Here is a 14,449-nt window from a genome sequence, read left to right as displayed (position 1 = left end):
CACCCTGTCATTCATCCACGCGGGGAGGCATGGATGGGCAGGAGCCGCAGAACAATTCCGGAGGAGCTTCTGCTGCTCGCTCTGGACCCGGCAACGGGTACCACAGCGCAGCCGCAGTCGCTCGACCTCGGCCTGGCCGGGGCACAGCTAGTAGAGCTGGCTCTGGCAGGACGGATAGCCCCAGACGGGGATCGTATCGCCGTGGTGATGGCACGGCCGACAGGAGATCCAACTCTGGACTCCGCGCTCGAACTGCTGCGCCGACGCGGCAGTCCGGTGCGCGCGGTCCACTGGATCGGCGGGCCCCGACTCGGGCTGCGCCAGACCTACCTCACGCATCTCGAACGGTGCGGCATGGTGCATGCCGTGGCGGGCCAGATGTGCGGAGTACTGCCGACGACGCGCTACCAGGCGACGGAGACGGCCATCAGCCGGGAAATCAGGGCCCGGCTGGACAACGCGATCCGCACCGGCGTACCCCCGGACCCGCGGACCGCGGCACTCGCCGCGCTGGCCCATGCGGTCGGGCTCGGCAAGCATCTGTATCCAGGGAACGAAGGGCGTTCATCGCGCTCCCGTCTCCGGGATCTGATCCGGCACGACCCGATGGGCGGCCTGGTCGCACATGCCGTCATGGACGTGCAGAACGGCGTCGCGGCGCAGCCCCGGCGGCCCCAGGCGGCGGCCGGCGCGGGAGCCGTCCGGCAACCGGCCGCACGAGCCACGGCGGAACCGGCCGGCGCGCCGGTCCCGTCACGGCACGGCCACGGCCGGATGGCCCGGGTGGGCGCCCGCTGACGCAGGAGCACGCCGCACGGCCTCTCGCACCACCCGGCGCAGCACTCGCGCCGCTCGTACCACCCGTCCCCGACGTCCCGTCCGGGAGCCGCAGCACCACGCGCGGGGTGGCGGGCCGACCGTTACCGACAACGGCCGGTCCGCCGCCCCGCGCCTGCGTTCGCTCGCCTTCTGTGTGCGTTTCACTGCGCGGCGTCACCTCGGAGTGGCAGTCTGCTGAACAGAAAACGACAGCAGTACGGAGCCGGAGGTGCACGTCCCGTGGCGTCCCATGTCAATCCCACCGTCAGGCGACGCCGATTGGGCCAGGAGCTGCGAAGGCTCCGTGAGCTCAAAGGCATGACGGCGGAGGAAGTGGCCGAGCGTTTGCTGGTCTCGCAGTCGAAGATCAGCAGACTGGAAAACGGCCGCCGCAGCATCAGCCAGCGCGATGTGCGCGATCTGTGCGGGGTTTACGAGGTCGAGGACCACCGCATTGTGGATTCGCTGATGCAGATGGCCAAGGATTCGCGTCAGCAGGGCTGGTGGCACGCCTTCGGCGACATCCCCTACAGCGTCTACATCGGCCTGGAGACCGAGGCGGCCTCACTGCGGATTTACGAGTCCCTGCTGGTGCCCGGTCTGCTGCAGACCCCCGGCTACGCCGAGGCGGTCATTCCCGGCACGGTCCCCGAGCTGGCGCCGGACCATCTGGAGAAGCGCATCCAGGTGCGGATGCGCCGCCAGGAGCGGGTGACCGACCCCGAGCGCCCGTTGCGGCTGTGGGTGGTGCTGGACGAGAGCGCGCTGCGACGGGTGGTCGGCAGCCATCTGATCATGCGCGAGCAGCTGGACCATCTCGTCGAGATGAGCCAGCTGCCGCATGTGACGGTGCAGGTTCTGCCGTACGACACCGGTGCGCACGCCGGCATGTCGGGAACGTTCTCCATCCTGGAATTCGACGACGCCGCCGATTCCAGCGTGGTGTACATCGAGGGCGTCACCAGTGACCTCTATCTGGAGAAGACCAACGATGTGCACAAATACACGATCATGTACGAGCATTTGCGTGCGCAGGCGCTGAGTGCGGAGCACAGCCGGGAGTTCATCGCCGACGCGGCGAAATCTCATGCGGATGCCATGAGTTGACGCTCGCCGGGAGCCAATCCCGGCAGTCAATCCGGAGGGCAATCCAGGGCGCCAATTACACGGAATCCGGGATTCCGGAGAAGCGGGATCGCACGGTACACCTGCCGTCGCCCCGGTGAAAAGAGATCAAGAAATATGCCCTTCGTACGGGTGAACGGCCTCTGCGGCTCGTGATGTTGGCGCGTAGCGTCGTCAGTACCGAATCCCCGGTAACTCAGAGTGAGCTGGAGTGAACATGGCCGTGCAGCCCAATTCCGCATTCTCCTGGACCAAGTCCTCGTACTCCGGTGGCAACGGCGCCTGCGTGGAGATCGCCGTGCCGACTGCCGCGGCCATCGCCGTGCGGGACTCCAAGGACCCCGACGGTCCGCGCCTCACGTTCGACAACTCCTGCTGGAGCCACTTTGTGTCGGACGTCGCCGGTGGCGCGTTCGACGCGGCGTGACCTGAGCCGTCACCGTCCGCACTCCGCAGATGTGAGCCCTCTCGACTGGATCGCCGTCCCGGCCGAGGGGGCTCGGCCATGCCCGCCTCGGCTTCCGGCGGGCCAGCGGGCCGGCGGACGTACGGGTGCGGCCGCCGGCCGTACCGGTCAGCGCAGTTCGGACACGTACCGGTCGGTCCCGGGTACGGTCGGGAGGAACGGAGCCACCAGCTCCACCCGCCCCAGCCCCGACTCCGCGACCTCCTCCTCCAGGCCGGCGAACCGTTCGGTCCAGCTCTCGCGCGGGTCCTGCTCAAGGAACCAGAGCAGGGTCAGCCGGATGTCGACGCCCTCCACCTGCCGCACATACGACATCCGGTCCCCCGGCAGCGGCGTCGGCCGGAAGACCGTGACCATCGCGGCGGACGACCCCGACAGCCGCCGCGGCAGATGCCGGGCACACAGCCACTCCAGCAGCTGGTCCCGCTGCTCCGGGCCGTCCGTGTCGATCACCTCCAGCAGCAGCCCGGCGTACGGGTGGTCCAGGGCGTGGAAGTCGCGGGGGCCCGCCGCGCCGTCCCGGTAGACGGTCGCCAGATGGTCCTGGAAGGCCGTGAAGACATGGGTGCGGTGCCGGTAGACCCGGCCGTCCCGGTTGAGGCGGGTGTTGATGCCGACGGTCCACTTCATGTGCTCGTCGTAGCGGCCCTCGGTGAGCCAGTACGTGGAGAGGTAGCAGCCGGCCGTGACGGGGCAGGCGACGGCGGACTTCTCGGGGCGGCGCAGCAGTTGCAGCTCGCGGGTGGCGACCCAGCGGCGGCCCGCGAAGATCCATGGCATCGCCATCGCGCCCGCGATGTAGTGATCGTCCTCGTACCAGCGGTTGTAGGCGTGTTCATGGCCGGGGTGCGGTTCGACCATGGTGATCAGCGCATGGCCGGGGCGCACGCCGTAGGGGCCGACGGCGGCCAGCTCGGCGTAGGCGGCGGGCCCGTCGGCGGCCGCGGCGGTGGTGACCTCTGGCGTTCGTTCGCTGTCTGCGGTCATGACAGACAGGTGTAGCTGACGCGGCATCAGATGGGGAGGGGGCCCGCGTTCCCGCCCGGCTCATCATGCGGTCACCCCTGCGCTCCCGCCCCGGGCCGCTTAAGCTGCCGCGCATATGCGGTTAACAAGGGTTACGTGCACCACACGAGTGACAGGAGTCGCCATGCCGGACGCGATAGTCGACCGCACCGCCCCCGTCCCCGGGCTCGCCGCCCGTGCGGCACGGACCGGCAGTTCACCGGTACGCGACATTCTGGCGCTCACCGCGCGGCCCGAGGTCATCTCGTTCGCCGGCGGGCTGCCCGCGCCCGAGCTGTTCGACACGGCGGGGCTCGCGGCCGCCTTCCGGCACGTGCTGGCCGAGGACCCGCTGCGGGCGCTGCAGTACTCCACCAGCGAGGGCAGTCCGGAGCTGCGCGCGGCCGTCGCGGCGCGGACCACCGCGCGCGGGCTGGCGACCGACGCCGACGACCTGCTGGTGACCACCGGCTCCCAGCAGGGCCTGACGCTGCTGGCCACGGCCCTGTTGGAGCCGGGGGACGTGGTGCTGGTGGAGAACCCCTGCTACCTCGCGGCGCTGCAGATCTTCTCCTTCGCCGGCGCCCGGGTGGTGCCGGTGCCGACCGACGACGAGGGGCTGGACCCGGCCGCGCTGGACGAGATCACCGCGCGGGAGCGGCCCAAGCTGCTCTACCTCGTGCCGACGTTCCAGAACCCGACCGGTCGCACGCTGTCCGCCGAGCGGCGGGCCGCGGTCGCCGGGATCGCCGCCCGGCGCGGGCTGTGGATCGCCGAGGACGACCCGTACGGGGAGCTGCGCTTCGAGGGTGAGCCGGTGCCGTGGGTCGCGTCCTTCCCCGGGGCGGAGGACCGTACGGCGCTGCTGGGCTCGTTCTCCAAGGTGATGGCGCCCGGTCTGCGGCTGGGTTCGCTGCGCGCGCCGGCCGCGCTGCGGCGCGCCTGTGTCATCGCCAAGCAGGCCGCCGACCTGCACACCTCGACGGTCGACCAGGCCGCCGCGGCACGGTACTTGGCGGTCGCGGACCTGGACGCGCATCTGCGGCGGGTGCGCGAGGCCTACCGCGAGCGGCGGGACGCGCTGGTCGACGGGCTGGCGGCGGCGCTGCCCGAGGGCTCACGGTGGAACCGTCCGGCGGGCGGCATGTTCGTGTGGGCGACGCTGCCCGAGGGGTACGACGCGACGGCGCTGCTGCCCGAGGTGGTGCGGCACGACGTCGCCTACGTCCCCGGTGCGCCGTTCTTCGCCGGGCCGCCGGACGCCGCGGCCGCCCGACTGTCGTTCGTGACGCACTCCCCGGAGGAGATCCGCGAGGGGCTCGGCCGGCTGCGCAAGGCGCTGGAGGGGGCGCCTCGGCACGACTGAGCGCGGGTGCCCCGGCGCACGGTGTCCCGGCGTACGACTCTGGCCTTCCCGGGCTCCCGGCCCTAACCTGACGCACCATCAGATGCGCGCTGGGCGGCCGCCGGGAGGCACACATGCTGCTGCGGAACAAGACCGTCGTCATCTCGGGTGTGGGGGCCGGGCTCGGCCATCAGGTCGCGGCGGCCTGTGTGCGGGAGGGCGCCTCGGTGGTACTGGGGGCGCGTACGGAGGCGAACCTCGCCAAGTCGGCGGCGCAGCTGGACCCTTCGGGCGCGCGTACCGCCTGGCGGGCGACCGACATCGGCGACGAGGAGCAGTGTGCGGCGCTGGCCGCGCTGGCCGTGGAGCGGTTCGGCGGGATCGACGCGGTGGTCCATGTGGCCGCGCTGGACTCGCTGTTCGGGGGCCTGCGGGACGCCGACTTCGACTCCTGGCAGCGCGTCGTGGACGTCAATCTCCTCGGCACGCTGCGGATGACCCGGGGCTGTCTGCCGTCGCTCACGGCGCGCGGCGGCGGTTCGGTGGTGGTGATCGGCACCCAGTCGTCGGTCGCCGCGCCCTCCCAGGTGCAGCAGGCGGCGTACGCGGCGTCCAAGGGCGGGCTGGTTTCGGCGATGTACTCACTGGCGCGCGAGCTGGGGCCGGACCGGATACGGGTCAACACCGTGCAGCCGGGCTGGATGTGGGGACCGCCGGTGGAGGCGTACGTACGGTTCCAGGCGCGGAGTGAAGGCGTCCCGGAGGCCGAGGTGCTGGCCCGGCTCACCGAACGGATGGCGCTGCCCGAGCTGGCGACGGACGCGGATGTGGCGGAGACCGTGGTCTTTCTGGCCTCCGACCGGGCGCGCGCGATCACCGGCCAGTCGCTGCTGGTCAACGCGGGGGAACTGATGCGGTAGGCGGCGTTCCAGCTGCGGTGCGGGGGCGGGGTTTCCCGGAGGAGGCGCGTACGGGGAGGGCCCGGGGGCTCAGGTCATCAGGACGGTCGCCAGGAGCGCGCCCCCGGCGATGAGTTCCACGCAGAAGTAGAACCAGGACGGGTACCAGGACTCCGGCGCCTCGACGGGGCGGGCCGCGAGCCGTCCGAGGGCCATCCCCAGCAGTGCGACGGCGACCGCGAGCGCCGCGCCACGCCGCAGGGGGTCCACCGGTCCGGCGGCCGTCCAGCCGAGCAGCGCGGCCATCGCGATCCCGAACCCGCCGTAGACCGCCCGCACTTCGGTACGGGCCGTGGCCCCGTTCAGAGCGATGCGGAAGGGGCGGACCAGACGGGCGGGAGCGGCCAGCCCGTACAGCCCCATGCCGAGGAAGAAGAGCGCGCAGGCGGTGCGCAGGGCGGCGACGGTGAACGCGGTGGCGTCAGGAAGGGGCATACCGGGAGGATGCCGCCATGGCCGACGACGCGCTTTCACCAACGTGCTGCCGCCCGGAGCCGTACCCGGAACCCTCCGCCCGGCTGAGTCTGTGGCCCGGACGCGCCCGGTACAGCGGTCCCGCCCTGGAGCTGGACATGCACTCCGGCTCGGTGACCTGCCTCGCCGTGGGCGAGGAGGCCGGTTTCACGGTCGAGACGGCGGCGGACGGGGTACGGCGTACCGCCCGGAGCGCGCTGATCCGTCCCCGGGTGGCGCACCGGATCGATGCCCACGGCGGCCGGATGACCTTCTGCTACGTCGAGCCGGGCTCGGCGACGGAACGCGCCTGCCGGGAGGCGCTGGGCGCGGGCGGGGAGCCGGTGACGGTCTCCGCGGCGGCGGAGCTGGACCTCGTACGGCGGCTCTGTGCGGCGCCGGAGCGGGCGGAGCGCCCGGACCTCGATCCCCGCGTCCGCGCCGCCGTACGCCGGCTTCTCGCGGAGCCGCACCTCCCGGACGGCGCCACGGAGTACGCCGCCGCGGCCGGCCTGTCCCGGTCGCGCTTCCTGCACCTCTTCCGCGCGGAGACCGGGACGAGCTTCCGCCGCTACCGGATGTGGGCACGGATGCTGCGCGCCGCCCGGGCGCTGCGCGACTTCGGGACCCTGACCGCGGCGGCCGCGGAGGCGGGCTTCGCCAGCCCGTCCCACCTGAGCAGCACCTTTCACGCCACGTTCGGGGTCCGGCCGAGCCGGGTGCTGGGGGCCGGGTGCGTCATCGTCGATGAGGTGCGGGTTCCGGGGGCGGATTCTGGGGTGGGGGGCCTGTCTTTGCGGGCGCGCTAGGCGCGCGGGTAGCGGGCGAGCCAGCCCGGTGACGACCCGGCCGGGCCGTGCAGCGCGGCGCCCTGCGTCATCTCCATCGAGAAGTCGTCGGCCAGCTGCAGGATGGTGTCCCGGCCCTCCAGCTCGACCAGCCAGTCCGGCGGCAGCGCCGTCTCGCCGTGCAGGGTGCCCAGCAGATTGCCGCAGACGGCGCCGGTGGAGTCGCTGTCCCCGCCGTGGTTGACGGCCAGCAGGAGGCCGTGCCGGATGTCCTCGGCGACCAGTGCGCAGTACACGCCGATCGACAGCGCCTCCTCGGCCGTCCAGCCCTCGCCCAGGGACTCCACCCGGGCGGGCGTCGGCATGCCCTGCCGTACGGCGCCGAGCGCGCGCTTGAGGGCGTCGGTGGTCTCCTCGTGGCCGGGGCGGGTGGCCAGGTGTGCCAGCGCCTTCTGCACGGCGCCGTCGAGGTCCTCGCCGCGGGCCAGCCCATGGCTGATGACCGCGAAGGCGCCGGCCGCCAGATAGCCGGTGGGGTGGCCGTGGGTCTGCGCCGCGCACTCGGCGGCGAGCTGGAAGACCAGCTGCGGCTCCCAGCCGACCAGCAGCCCGAACGGCGCGGAGCGCATCACCGCGCCGCAGCCCTTCGAGTCCGGGTTCTTGGGCGTCTCCAGGGTGCCCATGACCTCGTCCCCGAGGCCGCTCAGGCAGGCCCGGCCCGGTGCCCGCCGGGAGTACAGCCACTCCTGACGGGCGAGCCAGCCGTCGTCCTCCCTGCGCTCGTCCGGGCCCCAGTCGCGCTGGGTGACGGCCCAGCGCAGATAGGCGCGGTGGACGTCGGTGGGCGGGTGCCAAGCGCCGGTGTCGCGGCGCACCTGGGCCCTGATCAGGCCGTCCACGGTGAACAGGGTCATCTGGGTGTCGTCGGTGACCGCGCCGCGCCGCCCGAAGGCGGGCACCAGATCGGTCACGCCCTCCTGGCCGTGCGCCCCGCGGATCGCGTCGAGCGAGTCGAACTCGATACCGGCGCCGAGGGCGTCGCCGATGGCGCCGCCGAGCAGACAGCCGCGTACCCGGCTGCGGAAGTCCTGCTGCTCCGCGCGCCCCCAGAGGGCGCCGCCGCCCGCCACGCTCATGCCGAGACCTCGCCCCGCCCGGCCTCGCATGCGTGCGGCGCGCACCTCTGAACGGCACGTTCGCTGCGCTCGCTCACTGCGCCCTCCTGAAACTCACTACGTTCCGGGGCCGTGCGGGGCCCCTGGCGCAGCACTGTAATCGACCAGGAATGATCAATTTTTGGCCAGGAGGGTATTGCGAATAGTCATTCGTAAGGAGGCTTTTGGCCGGTACCGTCCCGATGGGTGGGGGTCGGTGGGTGTGGGGCGGGGAGGCCGGTCCGGCCGGTGCGAGCCCGGCGATGCACCACGCCGCCACCGACCTGGCGGGCAGCCCGATCCGTCAACCGAACTGAGACGTCGCCGGTCATCCGGACGTGGGACCCGCCCCAGGGACGAGCGGCCCGGTCCCCCCGGAGGACCGGCCCCACCCCGTCCCTTCCTCCCCGCCCTCCCCTCCCGCCCCCACCTCGGCGCTCATCCGTTCGATGATGGCGGCGGCGCCCGTTGGGCATGCTCTCCCCATGTCCGAGTACGAGTGGGATCGCACCACCATGGCTGTCGTCGCCTCCGCGCTCTCCGGAGACAGCGACGGCGCGGTGGAACTCCTCCGGCCGCTCCCCCAGAGCGATGTGTGCCATATCGCCGTACGACTCGCCGCCATGGCCGCCGACGCACTGATCGTCGCCGCCCAGGACAGCGGAGGCGACCGCGAGGAGGCACTGTCCCAGTGGCAGCAGTGCATCCTGCAACACGAGGCGGAGTACGAGGGGGGCTTGGGCGAGTGAGGGGGCGGCGGCCGGCCTGTGCCCCTGCCCCCGCTCAACGGCCGGTGGGAAGGACGGCTCCGCTGCGCTTGAGGGTGCGGAGCACCGGCGCGCTCTCCATGGACCGGACGCCGTCGAGCGCTGCGACCCGCTCGGTGAGATAGCGGCAGAGGTCCTCGGGGCCCCGGCAGTTGACCGCGGCCACGAGATTGCTGGGCCCCGTGGTCATCGCGGCGAAGGAGACCTCCGGGTGCGTCGCCATGGCCCGGGCGGCCTCGGCCAGCGCGGCGGGCCGGACGGACATCCACAAGCGGGCCTCGGTGGGGAATCCGAGAGCGGCGGGCGCGAGGTCGACGGCGTAGGTGAGAACACCGCTCTGACGCAGGGCATCCAGACGGCGCTTGGCGGTGGAGTCGGACACGCGGGCCGCGGCGGCGAGCGCCCGGTAGCCGGCCCGGCCGTCGTGGGCCAGCAGGTCCAGCATCGCCCGGTCCTGTCCGTCCGGCACCGGCGGCTGAAGGTCCGGGGACGGCACGGGCGGCTGGAGGCGGCGCACCTGCTCCGCGGAGAGCCATGACGCCCCCGCCCACGTGTGGGGCAGGGCCGTCGCCCGGAGCAGCAGATGCGCGGAGACGGCGGTGACGCGGCTGGTTCTCGGGAGCTTCCGCAGGAGCAGCGCATCGCGCTCGTCGGCAGACGGAGTCACCACGTTGCACGAGATCTCCGTTCCCCCGGAGAGCAGGTGCACGAAGGCGGTGTCGGACCGGGCGGCCAGGGAGGTGGCGAGGGCTTCGCCGGCGTCGGGGGTGCACTGCAACCGGAGCGTCCAGGAGGTGTGGCCGAGCGGGACGCCGTTGAGTACGCCGACCACCCGCAGCACCCCGTGGGCGCGCAGCCGGCGGTAGCGGCGGGCCACGGTGTTCTCCGAGACGCCGAGCACCTCGGCGAGGGTGCGGAACGGTGCGCGCCCGTCGATCCGCAAGGCGTGCACCAGGCCGCGGTCGATTCCCTCCAGGGTGACGGGATTCATCACCAGCACCGTATGCCACGCCGGATTTCTGCGGATCGAGGAGCCACGACGGGCGCATCCGTGCAGGTCCGGGGAGGGTGGCCGACGGCCGGTCCCGGGCGGCGGAGGTACCGGCGCGGGCGGGACACGGCAGACAAGGAGCGCGTAGATGGCCACCCAGGGGAGAGTCCTCGTCACAGGAGCGACCGGGACAGTGGGCCGGCAGGTGGTGTCCCAGTTGCTGTCGGCCGGGGTGGGCGGGGTACGGGCGGTGACCCGTACCCCCGACACCGCCCGGCTTCCGCGCGGTGCCGAGGTACGGCAGGGCGATCTGACCTCCCCCGGGACGCTGACGGCCGCGCTCCACGACGTGGCCGCCGTCTTCCTCATGTGGCCCTTCCACAGCGCCGAACCGGCCGCCGCCGTCGTGGCGGAGATCGCGCGGCAGGCGCGGCGCGTGGTGTTTCTGTCCTCCGGGGCCGTGCAGGACGGGGTCGCTCCCGAGCGGCAACCACATCCGGTGGGCCGCTCGCACCGGGCTGTCGAGCAGCAGATCGAACGGTCCGGGCTCCGGTGGACGCATCTGCGGCCGAGCACCTTCGCGGCCAACAGCCTGTGGTGGGCCGACCAGCTCCGCGCCGGCGACGTCGTACGGGGCGCCTACGGGGCGGTCCCCATGACGCCGGTGCACGAGTCGGACCTCGCGGCCGTGGCGGTACAGGCGCTGACCGAGGACGGGCACGAGGGCGTGGCCTACCCGCTGACCGGCCCGGCGGTTCTCACACCGGCGGAGCAGGTACGCGTCATCGGCGAGGTGCTGGGCCGTCCCACCCGCTGGAAGGAACTGTCCCGGGAAGCGGCCCGGCAGCATCTCCTTGCCGAGGACGGTTTCCCCGACGCGTTCGTGGACGCGCTGCTCGACGGCCACGCCGAGATGCTGGCCGCCCCTCGCCCCGCCCCCACCTCCACGATCGAGAGGGTCACGGGCACCCGGGCCCGCACCTATCGCGGCTGGGTCGCCGACCACGCCGCCGCCTTCGGCTGACGGACCGCCCGTCCGCCCGGGGCCGCCGTTACCGGGGGCGGTGGCGTCGGGGGCGGTGGGGAGCGGGCGCCGGGCGGCTACTCCACGACCGGCAGCAGCTCCGGCAGATGGCCGTCCGACGCGAGGGCGGCGGCCTGGCGTTCCTCGGGGACCGGGCCGTAGGCCGTGGTGCGGGGGCGGGCCGGGCGGCCGGCGCGGTCGGCGATGGCGATGAGGTCCTGGATGGAGCGGTAGGAGCCGTAACTCGATCCCGCCATACGGGAGATGGTCTCCTCCATCAGGGTGCCGCCCAGGTCGTTGGCGCCGGAACGGAGCATCTCGGCGGCGCCTTCCGTGCCGAGCTTGACCCAGCTGGTCTGGATGTTGGTGAGGTGCGGGTGGAGCAGCACCCGGGCCATGGCCGTCACCGCGCGGTTGTCACGGGTGGTGGGGCCGGGCCGGGCGATGCCGGCCAGGTAGACGGGGGCGTTGGTGTGGATGAAGGGGAGGGTGACGAACTCCGTGAAGCCGCCGGTCTCCTGCTGGATCTCGGCGAGCAGACGGAGGTGGCCGAGCCAGTGGCGGGGCTGGTCGACATGGCCGTACATCATCGTCGAGGACGAGCGGATACCCAGCTCGTGGGCGGTCTTGATGACCTCGACCCAGGTGGCGGTGGGCAGCTTGCCCTTGGTGAGAATCCAGCGGACCTCGTCGTCGAGGATCTCGGCGGCGGTGCCGGGGATGCTGTCCAGACCCGCGGCCCTGGCCTCGCTCAGCCACTCGCGGATGGACAGCCCGGTGCGCGTCGCGCCGTTGACGACCTCCATGGGCGAGAAGGCGTGCACATGCATACCGGGGACGCGTTCCTTGACGGCGCGCGCGATGTCGAAGTAGGCGGTGCCGGGCAGGTCGGGGTGGATGCCGCCCTGCATGCACACCTCGACCGCGCCCACGTCCCAGGCCTGTTGGGCGCGGTCGGCGACCTGGGAGAGGGAGAGGGTGTAGGCGTCGGCGTCCGTGCGGCGCTGGGCGAACGCGCAGAAACGGCAGCCGGTGTAACAGACGTTGGTGAAGTTGATGTTCCTGGTGACGATGTAGGTGACGTCGTCGCCCACGGTGTCGCGGCGCAGTGCGTCGGCGAGGGCGCAGAGGGCGTCCAGGGCGGGTCCGTCGGCGTGCAGCAGCGCCAGGGCCTCCGCGTCGGTGAGCCGGGTGGGGTCGTCGGCGGCCTGCGCCAGGGCCTGGCGTACGTCGGAGTCGATGCGCTCCGGCACCATCCCGGGGGCCGCCGCCTCGCGCAGCGCCTCCCAGTCGCCGTAGACCTCGTCGAAGTCGTCACGGCGGTCGGTGGTACGGCCCTCGGTGTCGATGCTGTGGTGCAGGTCCGTGCGGCCGGAGGCGCTCATGGTGAAGCCCTCGTCGGGCTCCTGCCAGGGGCGGCCCACCACGGGGGCGTCCTCGATGGCCAGGCCCGTCTCCGGGTCGGCGAGGGCGCGGACATGCGGCAGCAGCCGGGGGTCGAGCCAGGGCTCACCGCGCTGGAGGAACTCCGGGTAGATGGGGAGCCGTTCCCGCAGCTCGAAGCCGGCCGCGGCGCAGCGCTCGGTTAGCTCGTCGATCTGGGGCCAGGGGCGCTCGGGGTTGACGTGGTCGCGGGTCAGCGGGGAGACGCCGCCCCAGTCGTCGATTCCGGCGTCGATCAGCAGCTGGTACTCGCCGTCGACCAGGTTGGGCGGTGCCTGGATGCGGGTCGACGGGCCCATGAGGTGCCGGGCCACGGCGATCGTCGCGGCCAGCTCCTCCAGTTCGGCGTCCGGCATTCCGCGCATCGCCGTGTCCGGCTTGGCGCGGAAGTTCTGCATGATCAGTTCCTGGATGCCGTGGTAGGCACGCTGGATGCGGCGCAGCGCGAACAGGGACTCGGCGCGCTCCTCGTACGTCTCGCCGATGCCGATGAGCAGCCCGGTGGTGAAGGGGACGTTGGAGCGGCCGGCGTCCTCCAGGACCCGCAGCCGGACGGCCGGGTTCTTGTCCGGCGATCCGTGGTGGGGGCCGCCGGGCTCGCTCCACAGCCGCTCGGCGGTCGTCTCCAGCATCATCCCCAGGGACGGGGCGACGGGCTTGAGCCGCTGGAAGTCCGTCCAGGACAGCACCCCGGGGTTGAGGTGCGGCAGCAGGCCGGTCTCCTCCAGGACGCGGATGGCCATGGCGCGGACGTACGAGAGCGTGTCGTCGTAGCCGTGCGCCTCCAGCCACTCGCGGGCCTCGGGCCAGCGGTCCTCCGGCTTGTCCCCGAGGGTGAACAGCGCTTCCTTGCAGCCCATTTCGGCGCCGCGGCGGGCGATGTCCAGCACCTCGTCGGGCGACAGGAACATGCCGTGGCCGTCCCGGCGCAGCTTGCCGGGCACGGTGACGAAGGTGCAGTAGTGGCACTTGTCCCGGCACAGGCGCGTCAGGGGGATGAAGACACCGCGCGAGTACGTGATGACCCCGGGGCGGCCCGCGGCCTCCAGGCCGGCGTCCCGCACCCGGGCCGCGGAGGCGCACAGGTCCCGGAGGTCCGCGCCGCGGGCCTGCAGCAGCACCGTGGCCTCGCCGGCGTCCAGCGCGACACCGTCGCGGGCCCGCCTGAGTGCCCGGCGCATCGCGTTCGCCGTGGGCCGGCCGGCAGCCGGAGCGGCGCTCGTCTCGCGGTCGGATGCCTGGTCAGGTCCCTGCACGCTGGAAGTCATCCTCCGAGGATACGAGCGGCCACCGACAGCCCCGCCGCCGGAGAAGAGGCCGTTGATGTGCCGCTGATCACTGCGGACGGATGTTCCGGCGGGACGCGGAACGGGCACTTCCCTGCGGTGGCGGATCGCACGCTTACATACCGGCCAGCAGCTCGTCGGAGTACGTCCTTGTCAGGAACTCCATGTTGTGGCCATCGGGGTCGAGGAGGTAGAGACCACGGCCGCCGTCCCGGGTGTTGATCTCCTGGGGCCTGTGGTGCATGGGGTCGGCCCAGTAGGACAGCCCGCGCTCCTGTATGCGGCCGAAGATCTTGTCGAACTCCTCCTCGGTCACCAGGAACGCATAGTGCGTCGGGACGAACTCCCCGCCTGCGGCGTGCTCGGCGTAGTCGAGGGCCACCCCGTTGTCCAGCTTGAGGGCGGCGAAGGGGCCGAACGCCTGGGGCTCGGGCAGGCCGAGCAGATCGGCCAGGAAACGGGCGGAGGCGAAACGGTCGGTGCTGTGCACGATCGTGTGGTCGAGGCGAGGCATGGGGTCTCCTTGATCTCTGTTGTCCCGTGATCGGCGTGGTCCCCTGATCTGCGGGATCGTCCGGACCGTTGCTCTTCTCGGACCGAGGGCCGATCTCCGTGACCGCTGAGTGCGGGTGGCTCAACGGGTCCTCACCTCCGACGCTACGTCCACGGCGGGCGGGCGCGAATCGGTCCCCGGTCCCGGACCGGGGAGAGGTGCCGTACGTCGATGGACCTAGTGACCTGAGTCAGAGATTCGGTGGCAGTAGGCCGCGACTTTGTCGAGGATCTCGTCGGCGGTCTTGGTCCAGATGAATGGTCTGGGGTGG

Annotated in this window: 14 protein-coding genes; 8 read left to right on the top strand and 6 right to left on the bottom strand. The window is 72.3% G+C overall.

Annotated elements, in window-relative coordinates:
* The first annotated feature begins 33 nt into the window (after positions 1 to 33).
* The 3 genes from ACWC9R_RS26055 to ACWC9R_RS26045 all read left to right on the top strand — a co-directional run bounded on the left by ACWC9R_RS26055 (position 34) and on the right by ACWC9R_RS26045 (position 2,371).
* A complete protein-coding gene (locus ACWC9R_RS26055; protein WP_450735009.1) occupies positions 34 to 798 on the top strand; it encodes a GOLPH3/VPS74 family protein in 765 nt (254 codons plus the stop codon).
* Positions 799 to 1,059: 261 nt separating this feature from the next.
* Entirely contained in the window at positions 1,060 to 1,926 is an 867-nt protein-coding gene (locus ACWC9R_RS26050; protein ID WP_362602785.1) for a helix-turn-helix domain-containing protein, read from the top strand.
* 235 nt (positions 1,927 to 2,161) lie between these two features.
* A complete protein-coding gene (locus ACWC9R_RS26045; RefSeq protein ID WP_362602788.1) occupies positions 2,162 to 2,371 on the top strand; it encodes a DUF397 domain-containing protein in 210 nt (69 codons plus the stop codon).
* Positions 2,372 to 2,518: 147 nt separating this feature from the next.
* Here the strand turns inward: ACWC9R_RS26045 and ACWC9R_RS26040 are convergent, their stop codons facing one another.
* Positions 2,519 to 3,397, bottom strand: coding sequence for a hypothetical protein (locus tag ACWC9R_RS26040; RefSeq protein ID WP_450735006.1), 879 nt, complete (start codon positions 3,395 to 3,397; stop codon positions 2,519 to 2,521).
* A 163-nt stretch (positions 3,398 to 3,560) separates the two neighbouring features.
* On the opposite strand from ACWC9R_RS26040, the gene ACWC9R_RS26035 reads away from it, so the two are divergent.
* Positions 3,561 to 4,781 (top strand): aminotransferase-like domain-containing protein, encoded by a 1,221-nt coding sequence (locus tag ACWC9R_RS26035; RefSeq protein WP_450735004.1) that lies wholly within the window; start codon positions 3,561 to 3,563, stop codon positions 4,779 to 4,781.
* 113 nt (positions 4,782 to 4,894) lie between these two features.
* Complete coding sequence (locus ACWC9R_RS26030) at positions 4,895 to 5,680, top strand: SDR family oxidoreductase (protein ID WP_450735002.1); 786 nt, start codon at positions 4,895 to 4,897, stop codon at positions 5,678 to 5,680.
* Between the two features lie 69 nt (positions 5,681 to 5,749).
* Here ACWC9R_RS26030 and ACWC9R_RS26025 read toward each other — a convergent pair whose 3' ends face one another.
* Positions 5,750 to 6,154: a DUF4345 domain-containing protein gene (locus tag ACWC9R_RS26025; protein ID WP_450735000.1), complete on the bottom strand. Its 405-nt coding sequence runs from the start codon at positions 6,152 to 6,154 to the stop codon at positions 5,750 to 5,752.
* Between the two features lie 17 nt (positions 6,155 to 6,171).
* On the opposite strand from ACWC9R_RS26025, the gene ACWC9R_RS26020 reads away from it, so the two are divergent.
* Entirely contained in the window at positions 6,172 to 6,981 is an 810-nt protein-coding gene (locus ACWC9R_RS26020; RefSeq protein WP_450734998.1) for a helix-turn-helix domain-containing protein, read from the top strand.
* Here the strand turns inward: ACWC9R_RS26020 and ACWC9R_RS26015 are convergent.
* The gene (locus tag ACWC9R_RS26015; protein ID WP_450734996.1) at positions 6,978 to 8,096 is read right to left on the bottom strand and encodes an ADP-ribosylglycohydrolase family protein; all 1,119 of its coding nucleotides are present in this window, start codon (positions 8,094 to 8,096) and stop codon (positions 6,978 to 6,980) included. The genes ACWC9R_RS26020 and ACWC9R_RS26015 overlap by 4 nt on opposite strands.
* 503 nt (positions 8,097 to 8,599) lie before the next feature.
* On the opposite strand from ACWC9R_RS26015, the gene ACWC9R_RS26010 reads away from it, so the two are divergent.
* Positions 8,600 to 8,863 (top strand): hypothetical protein, encoded by a 264-nt coding sequence (locus ACWC9R_RS26010; protein WP_450734994.1) that lies wholly within the window; start codon positions 8,600 to 8,602, stop codon positions 8,861 to 8,863.
* A 34-nt stretch (positions 8,864 to 8,897) separates the two neighbouring features.
* Here ACWC9R_RS26010 and ACWC9R_RS26005 read toward each other — a convergent pair whose 3' ends face one another.
* Positions 8,898 to 9,872 (bottom strand): Lrp/AsnC family transcriptional regulator, encoded by a 975-nt coding sequence (locus ACWC9R_RS26005; protein WP_450734992.1) that lies wholly within the window; start codon positions 9,870 to 9,872, stop codon positions 8,898 to 8,900.
* Positions 9,873 to 10,020: 148 nt separating this feature from the next.
* Between ACWC9R_RS26005 and ACWC9R_RS26000 the strand changes: the two genes are divergently transcribed.
* Positions 10,021 to 10,896 (top strand): SDR family oxidoreductase, encoded by an 876-nt coding sequence (locus tag ACWC9R_RS26000; RefSeq protein ID WP_450734990.1) that lies wholly within the window; start codon positions 10,021 to 10,023, stop codon positions 10,894 to 10,896.
* Between the two features lie 77 nt (positions 10,897 to 10,973).
* Here the strand turns inward: ACWC9R_RS26000 and ACWC9R_RS25995 are convergent, their stop codons facing one another.
* Both ACWC9R_RS25995 and ACWC9R_RS25990 read right to left on the bottom strand, forming a co-directional pair.
* Positions 10,974 to 13,607: a bifunctional FO biosynthesis protein CofGH gene (locus ACWC9R_RS25995; protein ID WP_450734988.1), complete on the bottom strand. Its 2,634-nt coding sequence runs from the start codon at positions 13,605 to 13,607 to the stop codon at positions 10,974 to 10,976.
* A 133-nt stretch (positions 13,608 to 13,740) separates the two neighbouring features.
* Positions 13,741 to 14,139, bottom strand: a complete 399-nt coding sequence (locus ACWC9R_RS25990; RefSeq protein WP_450734986.1) for a VOC family protein — start codon at positions 14,137 to 14,139, stop codon at positions 13,741 to 13,743.
* Between the last annotated feature and the right edge of the window lie 310 nt (positions 14,140 to 14,449).

The sequence above is a fragment of the Streptomyces sp. NPDC001219 genome (genome assembly GCF_053597915.1).
This window is presented reverse-complemented; position numbering and strand designations above follow the sequence as displayed.

What these genes read in the sequence shown, in the direction of transcription:
- ACWC9R_RS26055 (WP_450735009.1), top strand. Translation starts at nt 34, where the DNA reads ATGGGCAGGAGCCGCAGAACAATTCCGGAGGAGCTTCTGCTGCTCGCT.
- ACWC9R_RS26045 (WP_362602788.1), top strand. Translation starts at nt 2,162, where the DNA reads ATGGCCGTGCAGCCCAATTCCGCATTCTCCTGGACCAAGTCCTCGTAC.
- ACWC9R_RS26040 (WP_450735006.1), bottom strand. Translation starts at nt 3,397, where the DNA reads ATGACCGCAGACAGCGAACGAACGCCAGAGGTCACCACCGCCGCGGCC.
- ACWC9R_RS26035 (WP_450735004.1), top strand. Translation starts at nt 3,561, where the DNA reads ATGCCGGACGCGATAGTCGACCGCACCGCCCCCGTCCCCGGGCTCGCC.
- ACWC9R_RS26030 (WP_450735002.1), top strand. Translation starts at nt 4,895, where the DNA reads ATGCTGCTGCGGAACAAGACCGTCGTCATCTCGGGTGTGGGGGCCGGG.
- ACWC9R_RS26025 (WP_450735000.1), bottom strand. Translation starts at nt 6,154, where the DNA reads ATGCCCCTTCCTGACGCCACCGCGTTCACCGTCGCCGCCCTGCGCACC.
- ACWC9R_RS26020 (WP_450734998.1), top strand. Translation starts at nt 6,172, where the DNA reads ATGGCCGACGACGCGCTTTCACCAACGTGCTGCCGCCCGGAGCCGTAC.
- ACWC9R_RS26015 (WP_450734996.1), bottom strand. Translation starts at nt 8,096, where the DNA reads ATGAGCGTGGCGGGCGGCGGCGCCCTCTGGGGGCGCGCGGAGCAGCAG.
- ACWC9R_RS26010 (WP_450734994.1), top strand. Translation starts at nt 8,600, where the DNA reads ATGTCCGAGTACGAGTGGGATCGCACCACCATGGCTGTCGTCGCCTCC.
- ACWC9R_RS26005 (WP_450734992.1), bottom strand. Translation starts at nt 9,872, where the DNA reads ATGAATCCCGTCACCCTGGAGGGAATCGACCGCGGCCTGGTGCACGCC.
- ACWC9R_RS26000 (WP_450734990.1), top strand. Translation starts at nt 10,021, where the DNA reads ATGGCCACCCAGGGGAGAGTCCTCGTCACAGGAGCGACCGGGACAGTG.
- ACWC9R_RS25995 (WP_450734988.1), bottom strand. Translation starts at nt 13,607, where the DNA reads ATGACTTCCAGCGTGCAGGGACCTGACCAGGCATCCGACCGCGAGACG.
- ACWC9R_RS25990 (WP_450734986.1), bottom strand. Translation starts at nt 14,139, where the DNA reads ATGCCTCGCCTCGACCACACGATCGTGCACAGCACCGACCGTTTCGCC.